We start from the raw sequence: 18,715 nt of genomic DNA on the forward strand, positions 1-18,715 counted from the left end.
AAATCTTAGATCTGCGGTTCCACTACACCAAGAGAACCGTCTTTTCTCCTGTAAACAAGGTTTATCTGTTTTGAATCGGTATTGTTGAATATTATAAAATCCTGTTCGACTACATCGAGCTGCATGACTGCTTCCTCAACACTCATCGGTTTCACGAAATAGTCTTTTTCCTTCACTATTTTGAGTTTTTTTCTGGGTTCTGCCGCTATCATCTCTTCCATGTTCTTTGCCGAAGGCTTTCTCACCTGGAGTTTTTCCTTGTGTTTCTTGACCTGTCTCTCGACCTTGTCCATCACCATGTCAATGGCCGAGTACATATCTTCTGTTATTTCTACTGCATTAATTATCACCCCGTCGGCGTTGAGTGTAACTTCAGCCTTGTGTCTGATCTTTTCAACAGACAGAATCACATGCGCCTCTGCTGGACGGTCTATGAATTTTCCGATTTTCGCCAGTCTTTTCTTCGCATAATCTTTAAGAGCATCCGACGGATCAATGTTCTTGAAGGTGATATCAATGTGCATATACCCTCCTAAGGTTTAGTAGTATTTTTTCCTTCTGTTTGAAGGCAGTATCCCAAGAATCTCCCGGTATTTGGCGACTGTGCGCCTTGCAATCTCCACCCCCTTTCCTTTGAGCATTTTTGCTATGGCCTGATCGGACAGCGGATGCTTCGGGTTTTCGTTTTTGATGATATTCTCGATATCGTTCTTGATGCTCTGCGATGCCACAAAGCTCCCGTCAGACATTGATATGCCGCTGCCGAAGAAATACTTGAGTTCAAACGTGCCCTGCGGCGTATGTACATACTTATTTGATGTAACACGCGATATGGTAGATTCATGCATTCCCACATCATCGGCAACATCCCTTAAAATGAGGGGTTTTAAATAATTGATTCCCTTATCCAGAAACTCCTTCTGAAAAGTCATTATGCTTTCGGTTACCTTGCATAAAGTATTCTGCCTCTGCTGAATGCTCTTGATGAGCCACTGCGCCGACTTCATGCTTTCCGAAAGATATTCCTTTGCGGCCTTGTTCGTTTCGTTCGAAGCCATCATATCATAATACTGCCTGTTGATTTCAAGCAGGGGTATGTCTTCCTCGTTGAGCACAACAGCATAACCGCCCTCAACCTTTACGACATATACATCTGGTACCACATACTGGGGCGGCTCATCCGAATAGTCTCTTGCCGGCCTGGGCTCCATATTGGTAATTATCATGGCTGCATTGGCGACATCATTAACGTTTGCATTCAGTTCCTGCGCAATTCTGGTATAGTTTTTAGTCTGAAGCAAGTCCAGATGGGATTCGATTATCTGCTCCACAAGCGAACCTTCGAGGCCAAGGGCTTTCGCCTGGATTAAAAGGCATTCCTTGAGGTTTCGTGCCCCTATGCCGGGCGGGTCAAACTGCTGAATTATTTTCAATACCTCTTCCGTCTTTTCCGGTGTTGCTCCTGTGGCTTCGCATATCTGCTGTATATCAGCGGCCAGATATCCGTTATTGTCAAGATTTCCGATAATAAATACACCTATGTTGCGGTATTCCTCAGAAATATCGTTCATTCTAAGCTGCCACATCAGATAATCGGTAAGACCGTCCTGTTTGCTTGTGGTTGCCTCGAATGAAGGCCTGTCGTCGTCTTCGGTATACGGTATGTTATCCTGACCGTATGTTTCGAGGTAGGCATCCCATTTGCGTTTGAAAAAATCGGCTTCCTCTGGTTTTTCAATTTTCTCTTTCGGTGTCTGTTCTATATCAAGCATCGGATTGGACTCTAGTTCCTGAGTAATGAACTCCTGAAGTTCGAGCCGTGAAAACTGGAGCAGCTTTATCGCCTGCTGAAGCTGAGGCGTCATTATCAGCTGCTGTGCCAGTTTAAGATGCTGTCTTATTTCCAGTGCCATTTATTCCTTCTCTAGCTTAAAGAGAAATCGTCACCTACATAGAATTTTTTGACCTGTTCATTTTTAATGACGTCATCAGGCAGGCCTTCCTCTATGACTATTCCCTGGTGAATTATATATGCACGGTCGCATATTTTAAGCGTCTCCCTGACATTATGGTCCGTGATTATAATGCCGATGCCCCTGTTCTTGAGTGTCACGATCATATCCTGTATGTCTTTTACAGTTATCGGATCGATACCGGCAAAAGGTTCGTCAAGCAGCAGAAATCTGGGCCTCAGTGCCATTGAACGCGCAATCTCGACACGTCTCCGCTCTCCACCGGAAAGTGACAGCCCTTTCTGCTTTCTTACCCTCTCAAGCCCGAACATCGAGATTATGTCATCAAGCTGGGCGGAAAGTTCCTGTCTTTTCAATCCCCTGGCTTCAAGTGGAACAGAGATGTTCTGCTCAACGCTCAGCCCACGGAATATGGATGCCTCCTGCGGAAGATAGCCTATGCCTTTTCTTGCCCTGCCCGAAAGGTCGACTGTCGTTATGTCTTCCTCTCCGAGAAAAACCCTGCCCTTGTCAGGCCTTATAAGACCTACCACCATATAGAATGTTGTGGTCTTCCCTGCACCGTTGGGACCCAGCAGTCCGATAATCTCACCGGTGGAACATTTAATGCCAAGACCTTTTATTATATGCGCCTTGCCGAAGCTCTTCTGAAGATCTTCGGCCCTTAATATCGCTTTTACCATGGAACGGCGGCCCCTGAACCGCTCTCTTTGTTGAGGCTTCCCTGTATTTTAACCCTGCTTCCTGGACCGCCTTCGACCTCCTGTCTGTCTCCCTCTATGTATAAGGTTACCTTCTGTCCGGTAAGCCTGTCATCTCCCCTTATGATAACCACATCACCTATGAGAACTATCTTCTTTTCTTCATATTGATAGACCGCCTGTTTGCACGTGGCATTCCTGTCCGGGCCATTTTCAGGGTCCTTCATTTTTATCGAGACATTGCCGTCAGCAACCATCTGCCTCAACTGTTTTGTGGCATTGTTATAAAAGATCCTCATAGTCTTGCTCTTTATGGTCATGTCCGGCTTTGTAGCCACGACATTGCCCTGGAAAAAAGCCTCTCCTTTAGCCTTATAAACATCAAGTTTGTCTGCCTCTATGTCAAACATATCGGCCGGAGTCGCTTTATCCTTAACAGCTGCAACTTGTGAAGTTACTTTTGGTTTTGCCGTGTTAGATGCCGGAGCTTTCTGGGCTTCCGCAGACAATACTGCTGAAGGAAGGCTCAAACTAACTGCCAATGTCAAAATTACGATTAATCTGTCCATGCACACCACCTGAAAAACTTATTCTTGAAAAATCGTCTGTCATTTCCATTCTCTGACCTATCAGCCATCCGCCCTCTTTCTCCAGCCTGACAGGGTTTTTCGTATTAATCAGGTTTGTCGATTTTTCCCATGTCAGGTCTCTAAAAAAAGCGCGGCTCCCGTCCTCTGCAGTAAGCAGTATATCTCCTTTTACATTTAGCCTCGACTTCTCCATATTATATCTGGCTTCAGGTCCCGTGATTTTGAACTTATCCTCCTGGTTGAGGGTAATATCAAAGAGATCAAGAACCTGATCTTCCTTGAGAAAGGCTTTCCTCGCATGAAGAACCGTGGTTTTATCGTTTTCGGTATTGAGCTCGTAAAGCGTTATATTACGCGCCACCCTGTCGGCTTCCATAGGCTTTTCAGCCACTCTTTTCTTCCCGCCTTCATGATTGAATAGGAGTATGACAGTAATAACAAGTATTACCGCAACCAGAGCAATCCCGCCCAGAACCTTATTCCGCATAGCGTTTCATCACCTCGTCATAAAGCCCTTCGTTCTTCAGGATGACTTCTACCGCTTCACGTACAGCCCCTTTTCCGCCGGGAAGTTTTGTAACATAGTCTGCTTTTTCTCTGACAATGTCCACTGCATCACTCGGGGCAAACGACATGGCGCAAAGGGCCATGGCAGGCATATCGACCACATCGTCACCCATATAGGCCATCTCCCCTGTATCGATGCCCAGTTCCGACGAGAGTTTAAGGATGGCATCCCTTTTATCCTTTGCATTCTGAATGACATGGCTTATTCCAAGCTCCTCCGTTCTGTGTTCGAGCGCCTTTGATACTCTCCCTGTTATTATCGCGGTTTTGATTCCAGCCCTTTGAAGGAGCTTTATGCCGTGCCCGTCCCTGCTGTTGAATGCTTTCATTTCATAGCCGTGATCATTTATGTATATGCTGCCGTCGGTGAGGACGCCGTCAACATCAAGTACAAGGACTCTGATTCTGCTCATTTAACGATCCTGTCTATTTCTTTGATCTGCCTTAGGAGCCCTTCAAGATCATACAGCCTGAAAGAGTTGGCGCCGTCACTTAGAGCCTTATCGGGATTGTCGTGAACTTCCATGAACAATGCATCAATCCCGAAGGCGACTCCCGCCCTTGCAAGCGGTGCGATGAATTCACGGTTGCCGCCCGTTGAATCACCTCTGCCGCCTGGCAGTTGCAGGCTGTGGGTTACATCAAGGACAACCGGATAGCCGAGTTCGCGCATAAAACCCAGTGAACGAAGGTCACATACGAGGTTGTTGTATCCGAATGACGCCCCGCGTTCCGTAAGCATGATTTTACTGTTACCGGTGCTTTCAATTTTTTTAGCAACATTGGACATGTCCCAGGGCGCCAGGAATTGTCCTTTCTTGATATTAACCGGCTTTCCTGTCTTTCCTGCGGCGACCAGCAGGTCTGTCTGGCGGCATAGAAATGCAGGAATCTGCAGGATATCGAGTATGCATGCTGCGGGATCGGCCTGCGCCGATTCATGGATATCCGAGGTCACGGGAATATCGAATTCTTCCTTTATACCTGAAAGTATTCTCAGTCCCTCGTCAAGACCGGGGCCGCGAAAGGCGCTTATAGATGAACGGTTGGCCTTGTCGAATGATGCCTTGAATATGAAAGGAACCCCTGCCGCTGCCGTAATTTCTTTCAGAGAGCCGGCCATCATCCTGGCATGCTTGTCGGACTCTATGATACAAGGACCGGCAATCAGGGCCAGATCTCCCCCGCCGATTTTAATATCCCTGACGCTTATCGTAGTCATTTTATTCAATTATCTGCTTTTCCTGTATATAACACTTGCTGCGATAAAGTCTCTGAAAAGCGGGTGCGCGGCAAGCGGTTTGCTCTTGAATTCGGGGTGGAACTGGCAGCCCAGAAACCATAAATGCCCGGGAAGCTCTATCATCTCAACAAGGCCCGAGGCCGGGTTGCGGCCGCTTATCTTGAGTCCGCAGGAAGCGATTTTTTCCTCAAAGGCCGGATTGAATTCATAGCGGTGGCGGTGGCGTTCGTAAATCCGCTTTTCCTTATACGCTTCATATGCCTTCGTGTCAGGCTCAATAACGCATTCATACGCCCCCAGTCTCATTGTGCCGCCTTTTCTTGTTATCCCTTTCTGATCCGGCATGAACTCGATTACCGGATTCGGCGTATCAGGATTGAACTCCGTGGAATTAGCCAGCTCAAGACCGCATACATTCCTTGAAAATTCGGCCACTGCAAGCTGCATACCCAGGCATATCCCGAAAAACGGGATGCCGTTCCTGCGGGCATAACCGGCGGCAATGATTTTGCCTTCGGTTCCGCGTTCGCCGAATCCCCCGGGAATCAGAATGCCGTCAATATCCTTGAAATGCGAATCAAGATCAGACCCTTCACACAGCCTTTCCGATTCCACATAGATTCGGTTGACCTTCACGTCGTTCGCAATACCTGCATGCTCAAGCGCTTCGTTAAGGCTTTTATAGCTCTCGGTCAGCTTCACGTATTTGCCGACAATCGCAATGTTCACCTCTTTATTCCGCGTTTGAATCCGGGTGACAAGATCCTCCCACTCCTTCATCTGAGGCTCTCTGGTCCACATGTTCAGATAGGTGACTATTTTTTCATCGAGGCCCTCCCTGTGGAATTCCATGGGGACCTCATATATGCTTTTCACATCGACCGCGCTTATTACGGCATCCCTCTCTACATTACAAAAGAGCGCGATCTTTTCCTTCAGGTCGCTGGAAAGCATCTTTTCGCACCGGCATAAAAGGATCTGGGGCTGAATCCCTATCTCCCTCAGCTTCTGAACTGAATGCTGAGTGGGTTTGGTCTTCAATTCACCCGCACTTGCTATATAGGGTACAAGCGTGAGGTGAATATAAAGGACATTCGTTCTTCCGTGATCGAAACCGAACTGGCGGATCGCCTCGAGAAACGGCAGGCTTTCTATGTCGCCTACGGTGCCGCCGATCTCGACAATCGCTATGTCGCAGCCGTTCGCGGCAAGCATGATTCTGCTTTTGATCTCATCCGTAATATGGGGGATGACCTGCACGGTCTTTCCCAGATAGTCGCCATTGCGTTCTTTCTGTATCACCGCATCATAGACCTGGCCGGTTGTGAAATTGTTTCTGGCCGTCAACATGGTGGTCGATGTAAACCTCTCATAGTGTCCTAGGTCAAGGTCCGTCTCGGCGCCGTCCTCGGTAACGAATACCTCGCCGTGCTGGAAAGGGCTCATGGTGCCCGGATCCACATTGATGTAAGGGTCGAGCTTGATGTTGGTCACCTTAAGACCCCTTGCCTCCATCATCGCACCTATCGATGCAGCTGCAAGACCTTTGCCGAGAGATGAAAGAACGCCGCCGGTAATAAAGATATATTTCGTATTCTTGTGGGTTTCCATGTCCTTCAGATTTATCCTATGGCCATGCTCAGGTCAAGGGGTACATAGGTTCAATGATGATTTGAATTGAATAAAAACAGGATTCGGCTCGAATCGGTCAAGAGATGACATAAAGATATTGCTTTAAAAAGAATTATCTTAGAGGTTGCCTGTCAACATGGAAAGTGATCCTTACCGTAGGGACGGAGTCATCCTTGAAATGTACATCGGCAGGGATTTTCAGCTGCGGCTGCACCGTTACTGTCTCGTCGATAGCTGAAAGGTCTATGGTTTCGGTATAAATTTCAATATTTTTCTTGAGCAGAGTGCTGGGAACCAGCGCATTCAAAGCACCGGGACTTACCGTTATATTTCTCAATATGCGGCCGGGAGGACATTCTCCTGATGTTTTGACTGTTACCGGAAGGGTCTTTGCATAGAGCTTGTATGCCACAATATGTATCTTGGATGGCTTTACCTTTTCCAGGTTGATAGTCGAAGGAAGCTTTATCATGCTCTTTGTAATGTTTATGTCCTGCTGTCCCTGTACGATGTCCGACAGATCGACAACAATTTTCATGTATGTCGGATCAAAAAGATTGAATGCCTGAACCGAACCGGTCAGCATGACCTTTGCATCGAATATCTTCGGTTCCTCGATGTACCAGCCCTGAGGGATCCCCTTGTATTCCACCGGCACAGTATAGTCCCTCTGAACCCAGTCCCTCTGATAGCCGAATGCAAGCCAGAGCATGGATGCCATGAGAAGTGCGACTATCTTCTGAACTGTATTCTCTTTTATCCACTCACCGGCGGTTCTTTTTTCCTTGGCCGGAAATTTCTGATCATAGAATTCATAAAGTTTTGCAGCAAGATCGACCGGCCTGTAAATAATCTGGATCGAACCGTTACGGGCAACCGATATGGTCCCGCGCTCTTCCGAGACCACAATACAGAAGGCATCGGTTTTTTCCGACATCCCCAGGGCCGCCGTGTGCCTGAGCCCGTATTTTCCGGTCATGCTGGCATTCGCCGAAAGCGGAAGATGGCAGCCGAACCTCACCACCTGACCTTTGTCAATAATCATGCCTCCGTCATGTCCGATGGAATGTGTATCGAATATGCTTGCAATGAGAGGCTGTGAAAGACAGCCGTCAAGCAGGTATCCTCCCTTCAGGTGTCTTTCCAGAGGATCTTTTCCGCATATTACTATCAGGGCGCCAATTTTATTCTCGGCCAGTTCTGCAACACTGTCTACTATGATTTCCACTTCAGGTTTGTAATTCTCATCTGTTTCTTCCTTCTTTTTTCTAAGACTTCCCCATGTCGCAAGACGCTCGAAGAAGCGTCGTATATCCTCCTGAAAAATAACCACAATGGCTATCAGTAGTATCGCAAAAAAGCCCTGCAGAAGCATTGATGTAAGGTAAAGCTGAAAAACCCTTGCGAGCACATATATTATCGAGAGCAGGACGATGCCTGCAAAAACGAAGCGTGAAGCGGTTTTTTTGAACCATATGAGTATTACATAGATAAGAAACGCAATTATCAATATATCCAGAACATCCTGGATACGGAAACTCTGTGTTATAGTAACAATAAGCCTGTTCAGCGTATCGAGCATATCATTCAGAATCCTTTACATAAAACCATTCTATCAATATAATAACTTGCCGGGCAAAAGAAAAAAACGGCTTTATGATTATTTTATGCTAATGCTGCTGAGGAGAACCCTGATTCCTGCCTGAGTACTCGTCCTTGTATATTGAAATCATGGTTATTGCCATTGATAGTATCAACGGCCCGATGAATATGCCTGAGAATCCGAACAGGCTCAATCCTCCGAGCACGGAAAACAGTATCCACACCGCGCTTACCTCGGTGGCTCCACGCATAAGGAAAGGTCTGTAGAAATTATCGAGAAAAGAGACAAAAAATCCTCCCCAGAGAAGCAGAAATATTCCTGATTTCAAATTGCCGTCAAAAATAAGATACATGCCCGCGGGAAACCAGACGAGCGCTGCACCGACAATAGGGATAAGAGCTGCAAATGCAGCGGCAGTCCCCCACAGTACAGGCGGAATTCCTGCAATCCAGAACCCGATGCCTGAAATTATGCCCTGCAGGGTGGCAGTAAAAAGTATGCCGAATACGGTCGAAATGCTTACATTCTTGAACCTGCTGAAAATAAGATCCTTCTGCGTGCCTTCCATGGGTACTATGTCGGAAAGCGATTTAAGCCAGCGGGGGCCGTCCTTCAGAAAGAAAAAAACCGTGAACAAAAACAGAAAGAAATGAAGTATGACTGCAGTGACATTGCTGATAACACTCTGTGCATGCTTTAAAGCAAAACTGAGCCCCGCCTTGACAAGGTCCATTGCCTGGGCCTCAACACTTCCTCTTGATTTCTGGATTGCAGGCAGAACCTCTTTTGCATATCTGAGAATATTATCGGTCAGTTTATGTCTGGGCTTTTCCTTTTTTACTGGTTTGGCGATACCCGGAACAACCAGCTCCAGTGCGGTTCCTATCTTCTCCGCAGGTGCAACAGGGGCTATGGTTTGTCTTTTCATCTCGGATATGGCTGCGCCGCTCAGCCTGCCGTAGAAACCGGTCGCCTCCTGTGCAAAAAAATATGCCAGTATCGTAAGAGGGACTATTATCAGGATAACTAGTCCGGTACAGGTCGCAAAACTTGCCAGGGCTTCACGGCGTCTGAAAAGCTTGTAAAGCTTCTTCTGTACCGGAAAAATGACCGCGGCGCATATAAGGCTTAAAATGATTGTCTTTAAAAACGGCCTGAACAGCAGGAATACAAGGACTAGAGAGGCGATAAGGCAGAAATAAAAAAAATATTTTCCCTGGTAGGCTTTGTTTGAGCCCTGTTCAGCCATTTTACTCCTTTTTGTCCGTCTTTTCTTCTTCTGAAGTGTTAATGTAAAGAATTCTCTGACATGCAGGACAGGATATCATCTTTTCCCCCTTGACAAGATCGTTGTACAGCTGCGGCTGTATATGGATATGGCATCCCATGCAGACTCCGTCCACACATTCGACAACTACCAGCCCGTTCCTTTTTTCCTTTATGCGGTCATAGCGGCTTAAAAGCGCCCGGTCAACTTTTACCCTGAGGTCATCCAGCTGCCCCTTAAGCTTATCGATAATAGCCTGAAGATCTCTTTGTTTGTTGAGCAGGACTTCTTTTTTTTCATCAAGGACAACCCTGTCGCTTTCAAAGCTCTTTGATATGCGTTCCCTTTCTTTTGTTCTCGCCTCGATCTTTTCCATTATCTGCAGGATCTGTTCTTCAAGATCGGATTTGCGTTTTTTTGCAATGTCTATTTCCCGTTGAAGGGCAAGAAACTCCTTGTTCGTTTTGATTTTTTTTATCCTGGCATCAGCTGCATCAAGTATCGACTGATTTTCCTTCAGCTCCACTTCAAGAGGTTCTTTTCTGCCGTTCAGATCGGCCAGCTCTTCATCGGCAACTTCGAGAGAGCGTTTTCTCGCCTGTATGATGCTGTCTATCTCTTCAATCTCCCGCGGAAGTTCACTCAAACCTCCTAACGCCTTGAATATATGAAGTTCGACTTTCTGCAGCGCAAGCACGTTACTTAAAATGTTCTTCACTCATGTCTCCTTCTATATAGTTATGAATATGTCCCTGCCTGTATAAGGGCTGATTTCCACACCACTTAGTAATCGTGAAAGCCTTTCGGCGAAAGGTTCCACAATCAAGGATTCCGTTTCATAATGGCCAAGGTCGACTACGTTCAAACCGGTTTCAAATGCCTCAATCGCCGAATGATACTTGACATCGCCGGTGACGATCGTATCGCAGCCGGCATCTAGAACTTCACGCCAGAGGGACATCCCGCTTCCGGGACATGCGGCTATACGACCGGCCGGTTTTCCGGCATCGGTGATTCGGGAATTTTTAAAAGGAAGCGTCTTCACCCAGTCGGAAAGCGGCGCCGCTTCGATTGTGCCCACTCTGAAATATCCCTTTGATTCGATATCTGACAGTCCCAGTGCCCTTGCAAGCATATCTGCGACCCCGTCTTCAGCCGCATCGAGGTTTGTATGCATGGCTACAAGAGATATGCCCGCTTTTAAAAGTTTTCCTGCCTTTAATGCCGTTGCATCTTTCAGGTTCAGGTTTTTAAGCGGTTCAATAAACAGTGGATGGTGTGTTATGATCAGATCGCAGCCGGTTTCCTCAGCCTTGCTGATAACATCCAGCCCTGGATCCAGAGAAATTATGGCTTTCCTGATTTCCTGCCCGGCATCGCCGACAATGAGTCCCACGTTGTCCCACTTTTCCGCCAGATCGAATGGTGCTATGCCATCAAGTACTCTGAGAATATCAAACAGCTTCATAGACTCGAAAAAGAAAAGGGGTGCATCAAATGCACCCCTTTAATACTTGTCTTTTGTAATCTGCCTGACGGTTTCACCATTAAGTCCTTATCGTAATAGTGGGCCCTCCTGGAATCGAACCAGGGACCTACCGGTTATGAGCCGGTGGCTCTACCAATTGAGCTAAGGGCCCGTCTTTCTAGTTGGGTTCCATAACCAATAGGTCAGACAGTGTCAAGCCTTTTTACTGCAAAGTCCCTGCCAAGTTTCTTGACCGTAAAATGCATGGGTGCTAGAACATTTTTTATGGACTTTCAAGACATGATTATGAAACTGGAATCCTTCTGGTCTGACTATGGTTGCCTTATCGGACAGCCTTACGATCTGGAGGTTGGGGCGGGGACATCGAATCCCCATACTTTTTTAAGGTCTTTAGGGCCTGATCCCTGGAAGGTCGCATATGTGGAGCCTTCCCGCAGGCCGACAGACGGACGCTATGGAGAGAATCCCAACAGGCTTCAGCACTATTACCAGTACCAGGTAATTCTAAAACCTTCGCCGATCGATGTGCAGGAGGTCTACCTGGCAAGCCTGAAACACCTGGGAATCGACCCCCTCGAACATGACATCCGTTTTGTCGAAGACGACTGGGAGCAGCCGACGCTCGGCGCCTGGGGACTCGGCTGGGAGGTCTGGCTGGACGGAATGGAGATAACCCAGTTTACATATTTCCAGCAGGTCGGCGGTATCGACCTTGACCCGATATGCGCGGAAATCACATACGGGCTCGAGCGCATATGCATGTACCTTCAGGGCGTGAACAATGTCTATGACATGAAGTGGAAGAAAGACATAACGTACGGCTATGTACATCACCGCTCGGAGGTTGAATGGTCGACGTATAATTTCGAGATAGCTGACGTTTCCATGCTCAACAAGATGTTTTTCATGTATGAGGAGGAAGGCAAACGCATAGCATCCGAAAGGGGCCTCGCTTTACCTGTATATGACATGTGCCTTAAATGTTCCCATATATTCAACCTGCTGAATGCAAGAAACGCCATCAGCACAACCGAGCGCACAAACTATATCGGCAGGGTGCGTGATCTGGCCAAGCTTTCCGCAACGCTTTATCTGGCCGGCAATAAAAAGGAAGATTAGCCATGTCTGACGTACTGTTTGAAATCGGTTCCGAGGAAATACCCGCACGGTTTATCGTTCCGGCTCTGGATTTTATGAAGGGCTTTGCGGAAAAGGCCTTTGCAGAGGTAAAGCTTAAAAACGGAGGCATTGAGACTTTCGGCACACCTAGAAGGCTTGCCCTCAAGATAAAGGACGTGCCTGATAAGCTCGATGACATCAATGAAACGAAAATGGGGCCTCCCAAAACGGCAGCCTTTGACAAGGATGGAAACCCCACAAAGGCAGGCCTCGGCTTTGCGAAGAACCTGGGCGTGGACATATCCGAGATCGGTTTCGCCGAGACGGAAAAAGGCGTTTACCTGTGTCTTGAAAGGACTATCCCCGGAAAGCCCGCAAAGGAATTCCTGGAAGGCTTTCTGTCCGAACTGATAGTCAAGATCCCGTTTGCCAAAAACATGAGATGGTCGAACCCCGGCGTAATCTTTGCAAGGCCAGTGCACTGGATACTTGCCATCTACGGAAAAGATGTGCTGAATGTAAAGTTCGGAAATCTTGATTCCGGCAATATCACGCACGGAAACCGCTTCATGGCTCCAGGGCCGATCAAGATGGATACACCTTCCGAATATGAAGCCCTCCTTGAAAAGGCATTCGTCATCCCGGGCATCGAGAAGAGGAAAGAAATCATCTGGCAGGCCGTTACAAAGGCGGCTCAGGCAAAGGGCGGTCATGTCCTGGACAGGGACCTTCTCGACGAAGTGGTGAATATCGTTGAATGGCCGCATGTCATTGTCGGCGGCTTCAAAGAGGACTTCCTGAAGCTGCCCAAGGAAGTGCCTGTCATGGAAATGAAGCACCATCAGAGGTATTTTCCGGTTTATGCGGATGAGGCCGGCAAAAAGTTGAAACCTTTTTTCTGCGCGGTCAGCAATATCATACCCAAGGATGATGCAGTCGTCCGCTCGGGCAACGAGCGGGTACTGAAGGCCAGGCTCGACGACGGCAACTATTTTTTCGAGCAGGATTCAAAGGTGCCGCTTGCCGAATACGCGGCAAGATTAAAGGACGTCATCTATCACAAGGACCTTGGCACCTGTCTTGACAAGGTCGAGCGGTTCACTGAAAACGCCCTTTGGCTCTCGGAGACGCTCGCACCAGAAAAGAAAGACAAGGTCAGGCTCGCCTGTTCTTTATGCAAAGGCGACCTCAACAGCCTCATGGTCTACGAATTCCCCGAACTTCAGGGCATCATGGGCAGGGAATATGCGCTTCTCCAGGGGGTTGACCCGGAAGTCGCCGATGCGATACGCGAGCACTATCTGCCTGCATCGGCAGATGACATACTGCCTTCGGATGCCATCGGTGATATCGTCGGAATAGCTGACAGGATAGACACCATCTGCGGCTGCTTCGGACTGGGCATGCTGCCGACCGGCACGTCAGACCCCTTCGCTCTCAGAAGGCAGACCATAGCCATCGAGAATATCATACTGGGCAAGGGCTACAGGATATCAATCGCAGCGATAATAGACAAAGCCATGGAATCACTCGGAACGAAAATCAAAAGGCCAAAAGCCGAAGTCAAATCCGAGGTCATGGAATATTTCCGCCAGAGGTTTACAGGCCTTCTGCAGTCAAAGGGCATATCGGGCGACGTGATTGAATCGGTCACAGGCTCTTTCGATGACGCCCTTGACACCTTCAAGAGGGCGGAAGCGATCGCCGCAATCAAGAATGAAGCATGGCTCTCATCTATCTGTGCAGCCTCCAAGCGTGTGGAAAACATACTGAAGAAGGCCGATGCAGGAGACGCCATCGAAAAGGGACTGCTGGCTCAGAGTCAGGAAATCGAACTGTTCAATATTTTTACCGCGGTTGAAAAACCCTTTATAACTCATGCGGACAAAGGCGAGTATTCCGAAGCCCTTAAACTGCTGGCAGGGATGAAGGAGCCTATCGATGCATTTTTCGACAAGGTGCTCGTCATGGCCGAGGACATGCACATCCGCGCAAACAGGCTGGCCCTGCTTAAAAACATCGTGTCAATGTTCTCAAGGGTGGCAAAATTTTCCGCGATAGCGACATAAAACAGTTATGAGTGGTGAGTGGTGAGTGGTGAGATAAAACAAGATTCCCACGCTTTGTCATGTTTCCTGTTTTGCTTCTTAAGTAAAAGGGGCAGAGAAATCATACTTCTTTTTCTTACTTATTCTCACCACTCACCACTCACCACTCACCACTATCACATATGAAACAAATATTAACCGCCAGAAGGCGTCCCGAAGATCTCTTAGGTGATATGCGGGACGCCTTCGCAATCGATTGCGACCGTATTCTGCATTCCGCCGCTTACACATCTTATATCGATAAAACCCAGGTTTTTTCACTTATCGGCCATCAGGGCATCTCCCACAGGGTAATTCACGTGCAGCTTCTCTCGCGTATAGCACGCACGATAGGCCGGAAATTAGGCCTTATTGATGACCTGATAGAAGCGATAGCCATAGGCCATGACATAGGACATCCCCCTTTCGGCCATGACGGTGAGAACTATCTGGACAGACTATGCAGGAATGCCGGTATCGGCCTGTTCGCGCATAACGTGCAGGGTGTATGGATGCTCGAGCGCATTGAGAAAAACGGAAAAGGCCTTAATCTTAGCCTTGCCGTGCTGGACGGCATTTTGTGCCATAACGGCGAGACCACGGAGCAGGACATAACACCCGACAACGCATCATCCTTCAATGAGCTGGACCGGAAAATCGCCATATGCCTTGAGGGAAAAATTCCGAAGCCTGCGACAATGGAAGGCTGCCTCGTGCGCTTTGTTGACACGGTAAGCTATATCGGGCGAGACATCGAGGATGCGATCCTGCTCGGAATCATATCAAGACGGGACATCCCGAAAGAAGCCGCTTTCATCCTCGGCGACACCAACGGGAAGATTGTATACAGGCTTGTGGAAGATCTCATCGCTAATTCGACGGACAAAATGATTTCCTATTCAACAAGAGTTTTTGAGGCGCTCAAGATACTCAAGGAGTTCAACTACAATAAAATTTATCTCAACCCTCGCGTGAAAGCCGAATCTGAGAAGATTGGAAATATGTACAGCCTCGTTTTTGAAAGCCTGGTCAGCGACATTGAGAAAGGCAATACTCTGTCTCCTGTCATTACCAGATTCGTTTCCCGCATTGAAAAGACCTATAAAGAAGGACTCAGTCCAGCGGTAATCGCAAGGGACTATATTGCCGGACTTACCGACACTGCATTTCTGAGGCTTTTCACCGAGATGTACATCCCCCGCAGCAAACAGGAATCCTGCTGAGTTTTGCTGGTAGAAATGTTTCAGATCACAAAAGATTTAATCTGATTCATAATAATAGGCCAGTACCGGTGAATTACAAAACAAATTCACCGGTGCTGTTTGTATTGTAAGTCTTTATCCCTGGCAAAAATCAAAATCGGGACAGGTATCGATGATTCTTATGTAATCCGATAACAGCCTCATGAATAAGTCTTCCGTCTGTGGATCAAGAAGTTCAAACATATCCTGCATAAATGTGATTTCTTCCAGATAAAGGGTTCCTGTAATCGGGATGCCGTTATACTCAAAAATACTGTAAATATTATTGAGAATTATGCCGCCTGAATTAAACACATAATATAAAGTCTGCGGTTTATAAGCACCATCAGGCCAGTCGCCTGTTGCGTTATCGAGGAATACTATTCTCCATCCATTGCTGAAACCAAGTTGCAGCCACTGCAGTTGAATGTCTCTGCCGTCAGAATTTTTCTGATAATTCAAATATCCAGTATAGTTCTTGAATTGAAGCCATGAGTCATCTGAAATTGGCAGATGGAGGCCTGTTGTTCCACTTCCGCAACCGACAGGATAATCACCATAAGCATTTTTCAATCTGACCAGCCGCATGTCAAGACTGCCGGTGCTTTGATTATAGATTCGTCCACCCTCTCCACCTGCATAAAACCAGCATGCGCCATGACTCCAGTTATTCCACGGGTATCCGTTTATATCGTTTCCCGCCTCCCATTCCTCGTTAAATAATTTATTTCCCCATCCGGCTGTGATCTCATCTTGCAACGGGAAAACCTTTGCAACAATAGCGTTATCCTTTTCCAGCCCCAATGTTCCCTTGAAAACGAGCGTCCACTTGACTGTCTGGAAATTATCGATGGTTATCGGGTTGTCAGTTGGCATATAAAACTGGATAACTTTCTCTCCATTCTCAATCAAAGTACCGCTTGCAACCTTCTGAGTGCATGATCCTTCACATCCGACCGTGCCGCATAATGCCGATCCGTACTGGCCATTCTCCATTTTATAGTGCAATTCAAATGCGCCATCTTTCATTGCCTCATTCGGCGTTGTATTTTTTATCTTAACGATCAGCATGTAAAGCTGGTTTTGTATCCCGTTCATGTCTTCAAACAACGGCACTGCATTCACATCCATTCTTCCCCTGAAGAAATAGTTTATAAGACCTGCCGTATACCATACGGTTCTTGGAATCAGCTTTCTGGCATAAGCCTCGTGATTGTTATTATCCAGCAGGAATGTCCTTTTGTATGTCCACACCCCTACAATGTTATTCTTGATTGCAATTTCATCAGCCAGATATTTAAATCCGACGAAGTTGTTAATAGTTTGACCTTCGCTTATTTTATTGAAGTTTTTGAGAACCTGATCAAATTTTCCATCTTCGGCTTCAATCCAGATAATTGACGGTTTAAAATCATTCTCATTGTAGCCTTCGAGGGAGCTTGTCTTGGGATATGGGTAATAATGTTTGTCTTCAGGATCGAGGAATTCGCCAAACATGGCGTACTTGCTGAGGAAGTTAGCATTTGTATACTCTGCCAGTCCCGCGCTAGTTATTATCGACTGGCCAGGATCGGTATTGGATTTTGTATATTTATCATTGTCCCAGTAATTCTGGGGATATGCCGCAAGTACAGGTTCCGTGGCATAATAAGGTTCAATTTCCGGGCTTCTTATAATGTTTGATATGAATTCTGGATTATTTCTCTGCCTATCTTCAACCCAGTCTTCATAAAGATTGCCGATCATTGATATGGGATTTATTGAACTGTTGTAGCCTGTAAAATCCAGATGCCCTTCCATATCGTTACGGGTATGTGCAGGGACGCCCATGTCTTCCAGCAGATGCAGCACCCTTCCAAACTTTTCGTAAAATTGGCTGAACAGTTCATCTTGTTCTGTTTTGGTAGTTGCGGTTAAGGCTTCGTAGAACTTATCTCTTGCCAGTTTCCATGTGAACTCATTACAGTCGTTGTCGTTAAAAGGATTAAGGCAGTCGCAGGGTTTATCGTTCGTGAAAGCCCAGTATGGGTTGGGTATCCCCTTCACCGGTATTCCTAAGAACGTATCGTCCAAGCCTCCATTATTTTCTAAAGGAGAACCTTTCAACGGATCATAGAAATGGTTGTAGGCCCTGAATAGTAAATCCTCGTTGGTGCTGCCTTGCATAATCATATCAATAATCTTTTGCGAATTATGTTCATGATTAATGCCCTCATAAAAACCTAATATGTCAGTAAGATAATTTTCTATATAGGATTTTATTATTGCCTCTTTAGTAAGTGCTGGGTGAGTTCTTTTGTCACCATACGAATAAACATTTCCATACCCCATAAAATTGAATACGATTATTAATAAAAGGATGAGTCTTAATTTCATCAATTGCCTCCTTTACTATTTTGAGATCGATCCCTCGTAGCTATTTCTTTTGAAAAATATGGACGTTCTTTTTGATATTCATTTTCAAATAATTGTTTCTCTGATTTCGAAAATGCCCCACCGGTAGCAGAGTATATATAACTAAAATGTCTTACAAACGAAAAATCCTTCGGCCACTTTTGAAGTATGACGATTCTGTTGTCTTTGTTGAAGTCAGACCTTTCCCCATCCATGAATATCGAATTGCTGTCCCAAAGAACATATCCGAATTTATAAACATTGAGATTGGGTTGGCTGATTATATTGATACCCCAGTATCCCGGAATATAGAAGTTGCCGTCCTTGTCCGAGGTGGTTTCAATGATCTTGGAGACAACTTCAAATCCTCCTTCAAATAATCCATTTAAAGAAAACTCACCCCTCCTCCATATGCATATCGCCACCGCCCCTTCAACCGGTTTGCCGGTCTCTTCGTCTATAACCGTCCCGGTAGGTTTCTTCGCAAAACAGACCGAAGGAATAATGACTAAAATCAGAAACATTCCGATAACCAGATATTTGATTTTCATCATATGCTACCCTTGAATCTTTCTATCCGACAGTTTCCATGTGAATTCGTTGCAGTTGTTGTCGTTAAACGGATTATGGCAGTCGCAGGGTTTATCATTCGTGAAAGCCCAGTATGGGTTGGGTATCCCCTTCACCGGTATTCCTAAGAACGTATCGTCCAAGCCTCCATTATTTTCTAAAGGAGAACCTTTCAACGGATCATAAAAATGGTTGTAGGCTCTGAATAGCAAATCTTCGTTGGTACTGCCGGTTTTTAT

At 46.6% G+C, this 18,715-nt stretch carries 18 protein-coding genes and 1 tRNA gene; 3 read left to right on the plus strand and 16 right to left on the minus strand.

Going from position 1 to position 18,715, the window contains the following annotated elements; all coding sequences use genetic code 11:
• Nucleotides 1-5: 5 nt before the first annotated feature.
• The 13 genes from raiA to VIS94_05385 all read right to left on the minus strand — a co-directional run bounded on the left by raiA (nt 6) and on the right by VIS94_05385 (nt 11,216).
• Nucleotides 6-524 (minus strand): ribosome-associated translation inhibitor RaiA, encoded by a 519-nt coding sequence (gene raiA, locus VIS94_05325; GenBank protein ID HEY9160489.1) that lies wholly within the window; start codon nt 522-524, stop codon nt 6-8.
• A gap of 15 nt (nt 525-539) precedes the next feature.
• Nucleotides 540-1,913: an RNA polymerase factor sigma-54 gene (rpoN, locus tag VIS94_05330; GenBank protein HEY9160490.1), complete on the minus strand. Its 1,374-nt coding sequence runs from the start codon at nt 1,911-1,913 to the stop codon at nt 540-542.
• A gap of 11 nt (nt 1,914-1,924) precedes the next feature.
• Entirely contained in the window at nt 1,925-2,656 is a 732-nt protein-coding gene (gene lptB, locus VIS94_05335) for an LPS export ABC transporter ATP-binding protein (GenBank protein HEY9160491.1), read from the minus strand.
• Complete coding sequence (lptA, locus tag VIS94_05340) at nt 2,650-3,243, minus strand: lipopolysaccharide transport periplasmic protein LptA (protein HEY9160492.1); 594 nt, start codon at nt 3,241-3,243, stop codon at nt 2,650-2,652. The genes lptB and lptA overlap by 7 nt, the downstream gene beginning before the upstream one ends.
• Entirely contained in the window at nt 3,206-3,751 is a 546-nt protein-coding gene (gene lptC / locus VIS94_05345; GenBank protein HEY9160493.1) for an LPS export ABC transporter periplasmic protein LptC, read from the minus strand. The genes lptA and lptC overlap by 38 nt, the downstream gene beginning before the upstream one ends.
• Nucleotides 3,741-4,244: an HAD-IIIA family hydrolase gene (locus tag VIS94_05350; protein ID HEY9160494.1), complete on the minus strand. Its 504-nt coding sequence runs from the start codon at nt 4,242-4,244 to the stop codon at nt 3,741-3,743. The genes lptC and VIS94_05350 overlap by 11 nt, the downstream gene beginning before the upstream one ends.
• Entirely contained in the window at nt 4,241-5,053 is an 813-nt protein-coding gene (kdsA, locus tag VIS94_05355; GenBank protein HEY9160495.1) for a 3-deoxy-8-phosphooctulonate synthase, read from the minus strand. The genes VIS94_05350 and kdsA overlap by 4 nt, the downstream gene beginning before the upstream one ends.
• 9 nt (nt 5,054-5,062) lie before the next feature.
• A complete protein-coding gene (locus VIS94_05360) occupies nt 5,063-6,685 on the minus strand; it encodes a CTP synthase (protein ID HEY9160496.1) in 1,623 nt (540 codons plus the stop codon).
• A gap of 133 nt (nt 6,686-6,818) precedes the next feature.
• Nucleotides 6,819-8,288, minus strand: coding sequence for a diadenylate cyclase CdaA (gene cdaA, locus VIS94_05365; GenBank protein HEY9160497.1), 1,470 nt, complete (start codon nt 8,286-8,288; stop codon nt 6,819-6,821).
• Nucleotides 8,289-8,376: 88 nt separating this feature from the next.
• On the minus strand, nt 8,377-9,558 hold the full coding sequence (locus tag VIS94_05370) for an AI-2E family transporter (GenBank protein HEY9160498.1): 1,182 nt from the start codon (nt 9,556-9,558) through the stop codon (nt 8,377-8,379).
• 1 nt (nt 9,559) lies between these two features.
• Nucleotides 9,560-10,294 (minus strand): C4-type zinc ribbon domain-containing protein, encoded by a 735-nt coding sequence (locus VIS94_05375; protein HEY9160499.1) that lies wholly within the window; start codon nt 10,292-10,294, stop codon nt 9,560-9,562.
• Between the two features lie 12 nt (nt 10,295-10,306).
• Nucleotides 10,307-11,044, minus strand: coding sequence for a Nif3-like dinuclear metal center hexameric protein (locus tag VIS94_05380; GenBank protein ID HEY9160500.1), 738 nt, complete (start codon nt 11,042-11,044; stop codon nt 10,307-10,309).
• A gap of 99 nt (nt 11,045-11,143) precedes the next feature.
• Nucleotides 11,144-11,216 (minus strand) — tRNA-Ile (locus VIS94_05385).
• Nucleotides 11,217-11,329: 113 nt separating this feature from the next.
• Between VIS94_05385 and VIS94_05390 the strand changes: the two genes are divergently transcribed.
• From VIS94_05390 to VIS94_05400, 3 genes are all read left to right on the plus strand, one after another.
• Nucleotides 11,330-12,184: a glycine--tRNA ligase subunit alpha gene (locus tag VIS94_05390; GenBank protein HEY9160501.1), complete on the plus strand. Its 855-nt coding sequence runs from the start codon at nt 11,330-11,332 to the stop codon at nt 12,182-12,184.
• A gap of 2 nt (nt 12,185-12,186) precedes the next feature.
• Entirely contained in the window at nt 12,187-14,253 is a 2,067-nt protein-coding gene (glyS, locus tag VIS94_05395; GenBank protein ID HEY9160502.1) for a glycine--tRNA ligase subunit beta, read from the plus strand.
• Nucleotides 14,254-14,414: 161 nt separating this feature from the next.
• Nucleotides 14,415-15,494, plus strand: a complete 1,080-nt coding sequence (locus tag VIS94_05400; protein HEY9160503.1) for an HD domain-containing protein — start codon at nt 14,415-14,417, stop codon at nt 15,492-15,494.
• A gap of 114 nt (nt 15,495-15,608) precedes the next feature.
• Here the strand turns inward: VIS94_05400 and VIS94_05405 are convergent, their stop codons facing one another.
• The 3 genes from VIS94_05405 to VIS94_05415 form a co-directional block, all read right to left on the minus strand.
• Nucleotides 15,609-17,888, minus strand: a complete 2,280-nt coding sequence (locus tag VIS94_05405) for a hypothetical protein (protein HEY9160504.1) — start codon at nt 17,886-17,888, stop codon at nt 15,609-15,611.
• Nucleotides 17,888-18,460, minus strand: a complete 573-nt coding sequence (locus VIS94_05410; protein ID HEY9160505.1) for a hypothetical protein — start codon at nt 18,458-18,460, stop codon at nt 17,888-17,890. The genes VIS94_05405 and VIS94_05410 overlap by 1 nt, the downstream gene beginning before the upstream one ends.
• Nucleotides 18,461-18,463: 3 nt before the next feature.
• Nucleotides 18,464-18,715 (minus strand): hypothetical protein (locus tag VIS94_05415; protein HEY9160506.1); only part of this gene is annotated, 252 nt, incomplete at its 5' end.

Source organism: Desulfomonilia bacterium (genome assembly GCA_036567785.1).
Classification (GTDB): Bacteria; Desulfobacterota; Desulfomonilia; order UBA1062; family UBA1062; genus DATCTV01.

Excerpts from the sequence above, each read along its gene's own strand:
- raiA (HEY9160489.1), bottom strand. The coding sequence starts at position 524 with ATGCACATTGATATCACCTTCAAGAACATTGATCCGTCGGATGCTCTT.
- rpoN (HEY9160490.1), bottom strand. The coding sequence starts at position 1,913 with ATGGCACTGGAAATAAGACAGCATCTTAAACTGGCACAGCAGCTGATA.
- lptB (HEY9160491.1), bottom strand. The coding sequence starts at position 2,656 with ATGGTAAAAGCGATATTAAGGGCCGAAGATCTTCAGAAGAGCTTCGGC.
- lptA (HEY9160492.1), bottom strand. The coding sequence starts at position 3,243 with ATGGACAGATTAATCGTAATTTTGACATTGGCAGTTAGTTTGAGCCTT.
- lptC (HEY9160493.1), bottom strand. The coding sequence starts at position 3,751 with ATGCGGAATAAGGTTCTGGGCGGGATTGCTCTGGTTGCGGTAATACTT.
- VIS94_05350 (HEY9160494.1), bottom strand. The coding sequence starts at position 4,244 with ATGAGCAGAATCAGAGTCCTTGTACTTGATGTTGACGGCGTCCTCACC.
- kdsA (HEY9160495.1), bottom strand. The coding sequence starts at position 5,053 with ATGACTACGATAAGCGTCAGGGATATTAAAATCGGCGGGGGAGATCTG.
- VIS94_05360 (HEY9160496.1), bottom strand. The coding sequence starts at position 6,685 with ATGGAAACCCACAAGAATACGAAATATATCTTTATTACCGGCGGCGTT.
- cdaA (HEY9160497.1), bottom strand. The coding sequence starts at position 8,288 with ATGCTCGATACGCTGAACAGGCTTATTGTTACTATAACACAGAGTTTC.
- VIS94_05370 (HEY9160498.1), bottom strand. The coding sequence starts at position 9,558 with ATGGCTGAACAGGGCTCAAACAAAGCCTACCAGGGAAAATATTTTTTT.
- VIS94_05380 (HEY9160500.1), bottom strand. The coding sequence starts at position 11,044 with ATGAAGCTGTTTGATATTCTCAGAGTACTTGATGGCATAGCACCATTC.
- VIS94_05390 (HEY9160501.1), top strand. The coding sequence starts at position 11,330 with ATGGACTTTCAAGACATGATTATGAAACTGGAATCCTTCTGGTCTGAC.
- glyS (HEY9160502.1), top strand. The coding sequence starts at position 12,187 with ATGTCTGACGTACTGTTTGAAATCGGTTCCGAGGAAATACCCGCACGG.
- VIS94_05400 (HEY9160503.1), top strand. The coding sequence starts at position 14,415 with ATGAAACAAATATTAACCGCCAGAAGGCGTCCCGAAGATCTCTTAGGT.
- VIS94_05405 (HEY9160504.1), bottom strand. The coding sequence starts at position 17,888 with ATGAAATTAAGACTCATCCTTTTATTAATAATCGTATTCAATTTTATG.
- VIS94_05410 (HEY9160505.1), bottom strand. The coding sequence starts at position 18,460 with ATGATGAAAATCAAATATCTGGTTATCGGAATGTTTCTGATTTTAGTC.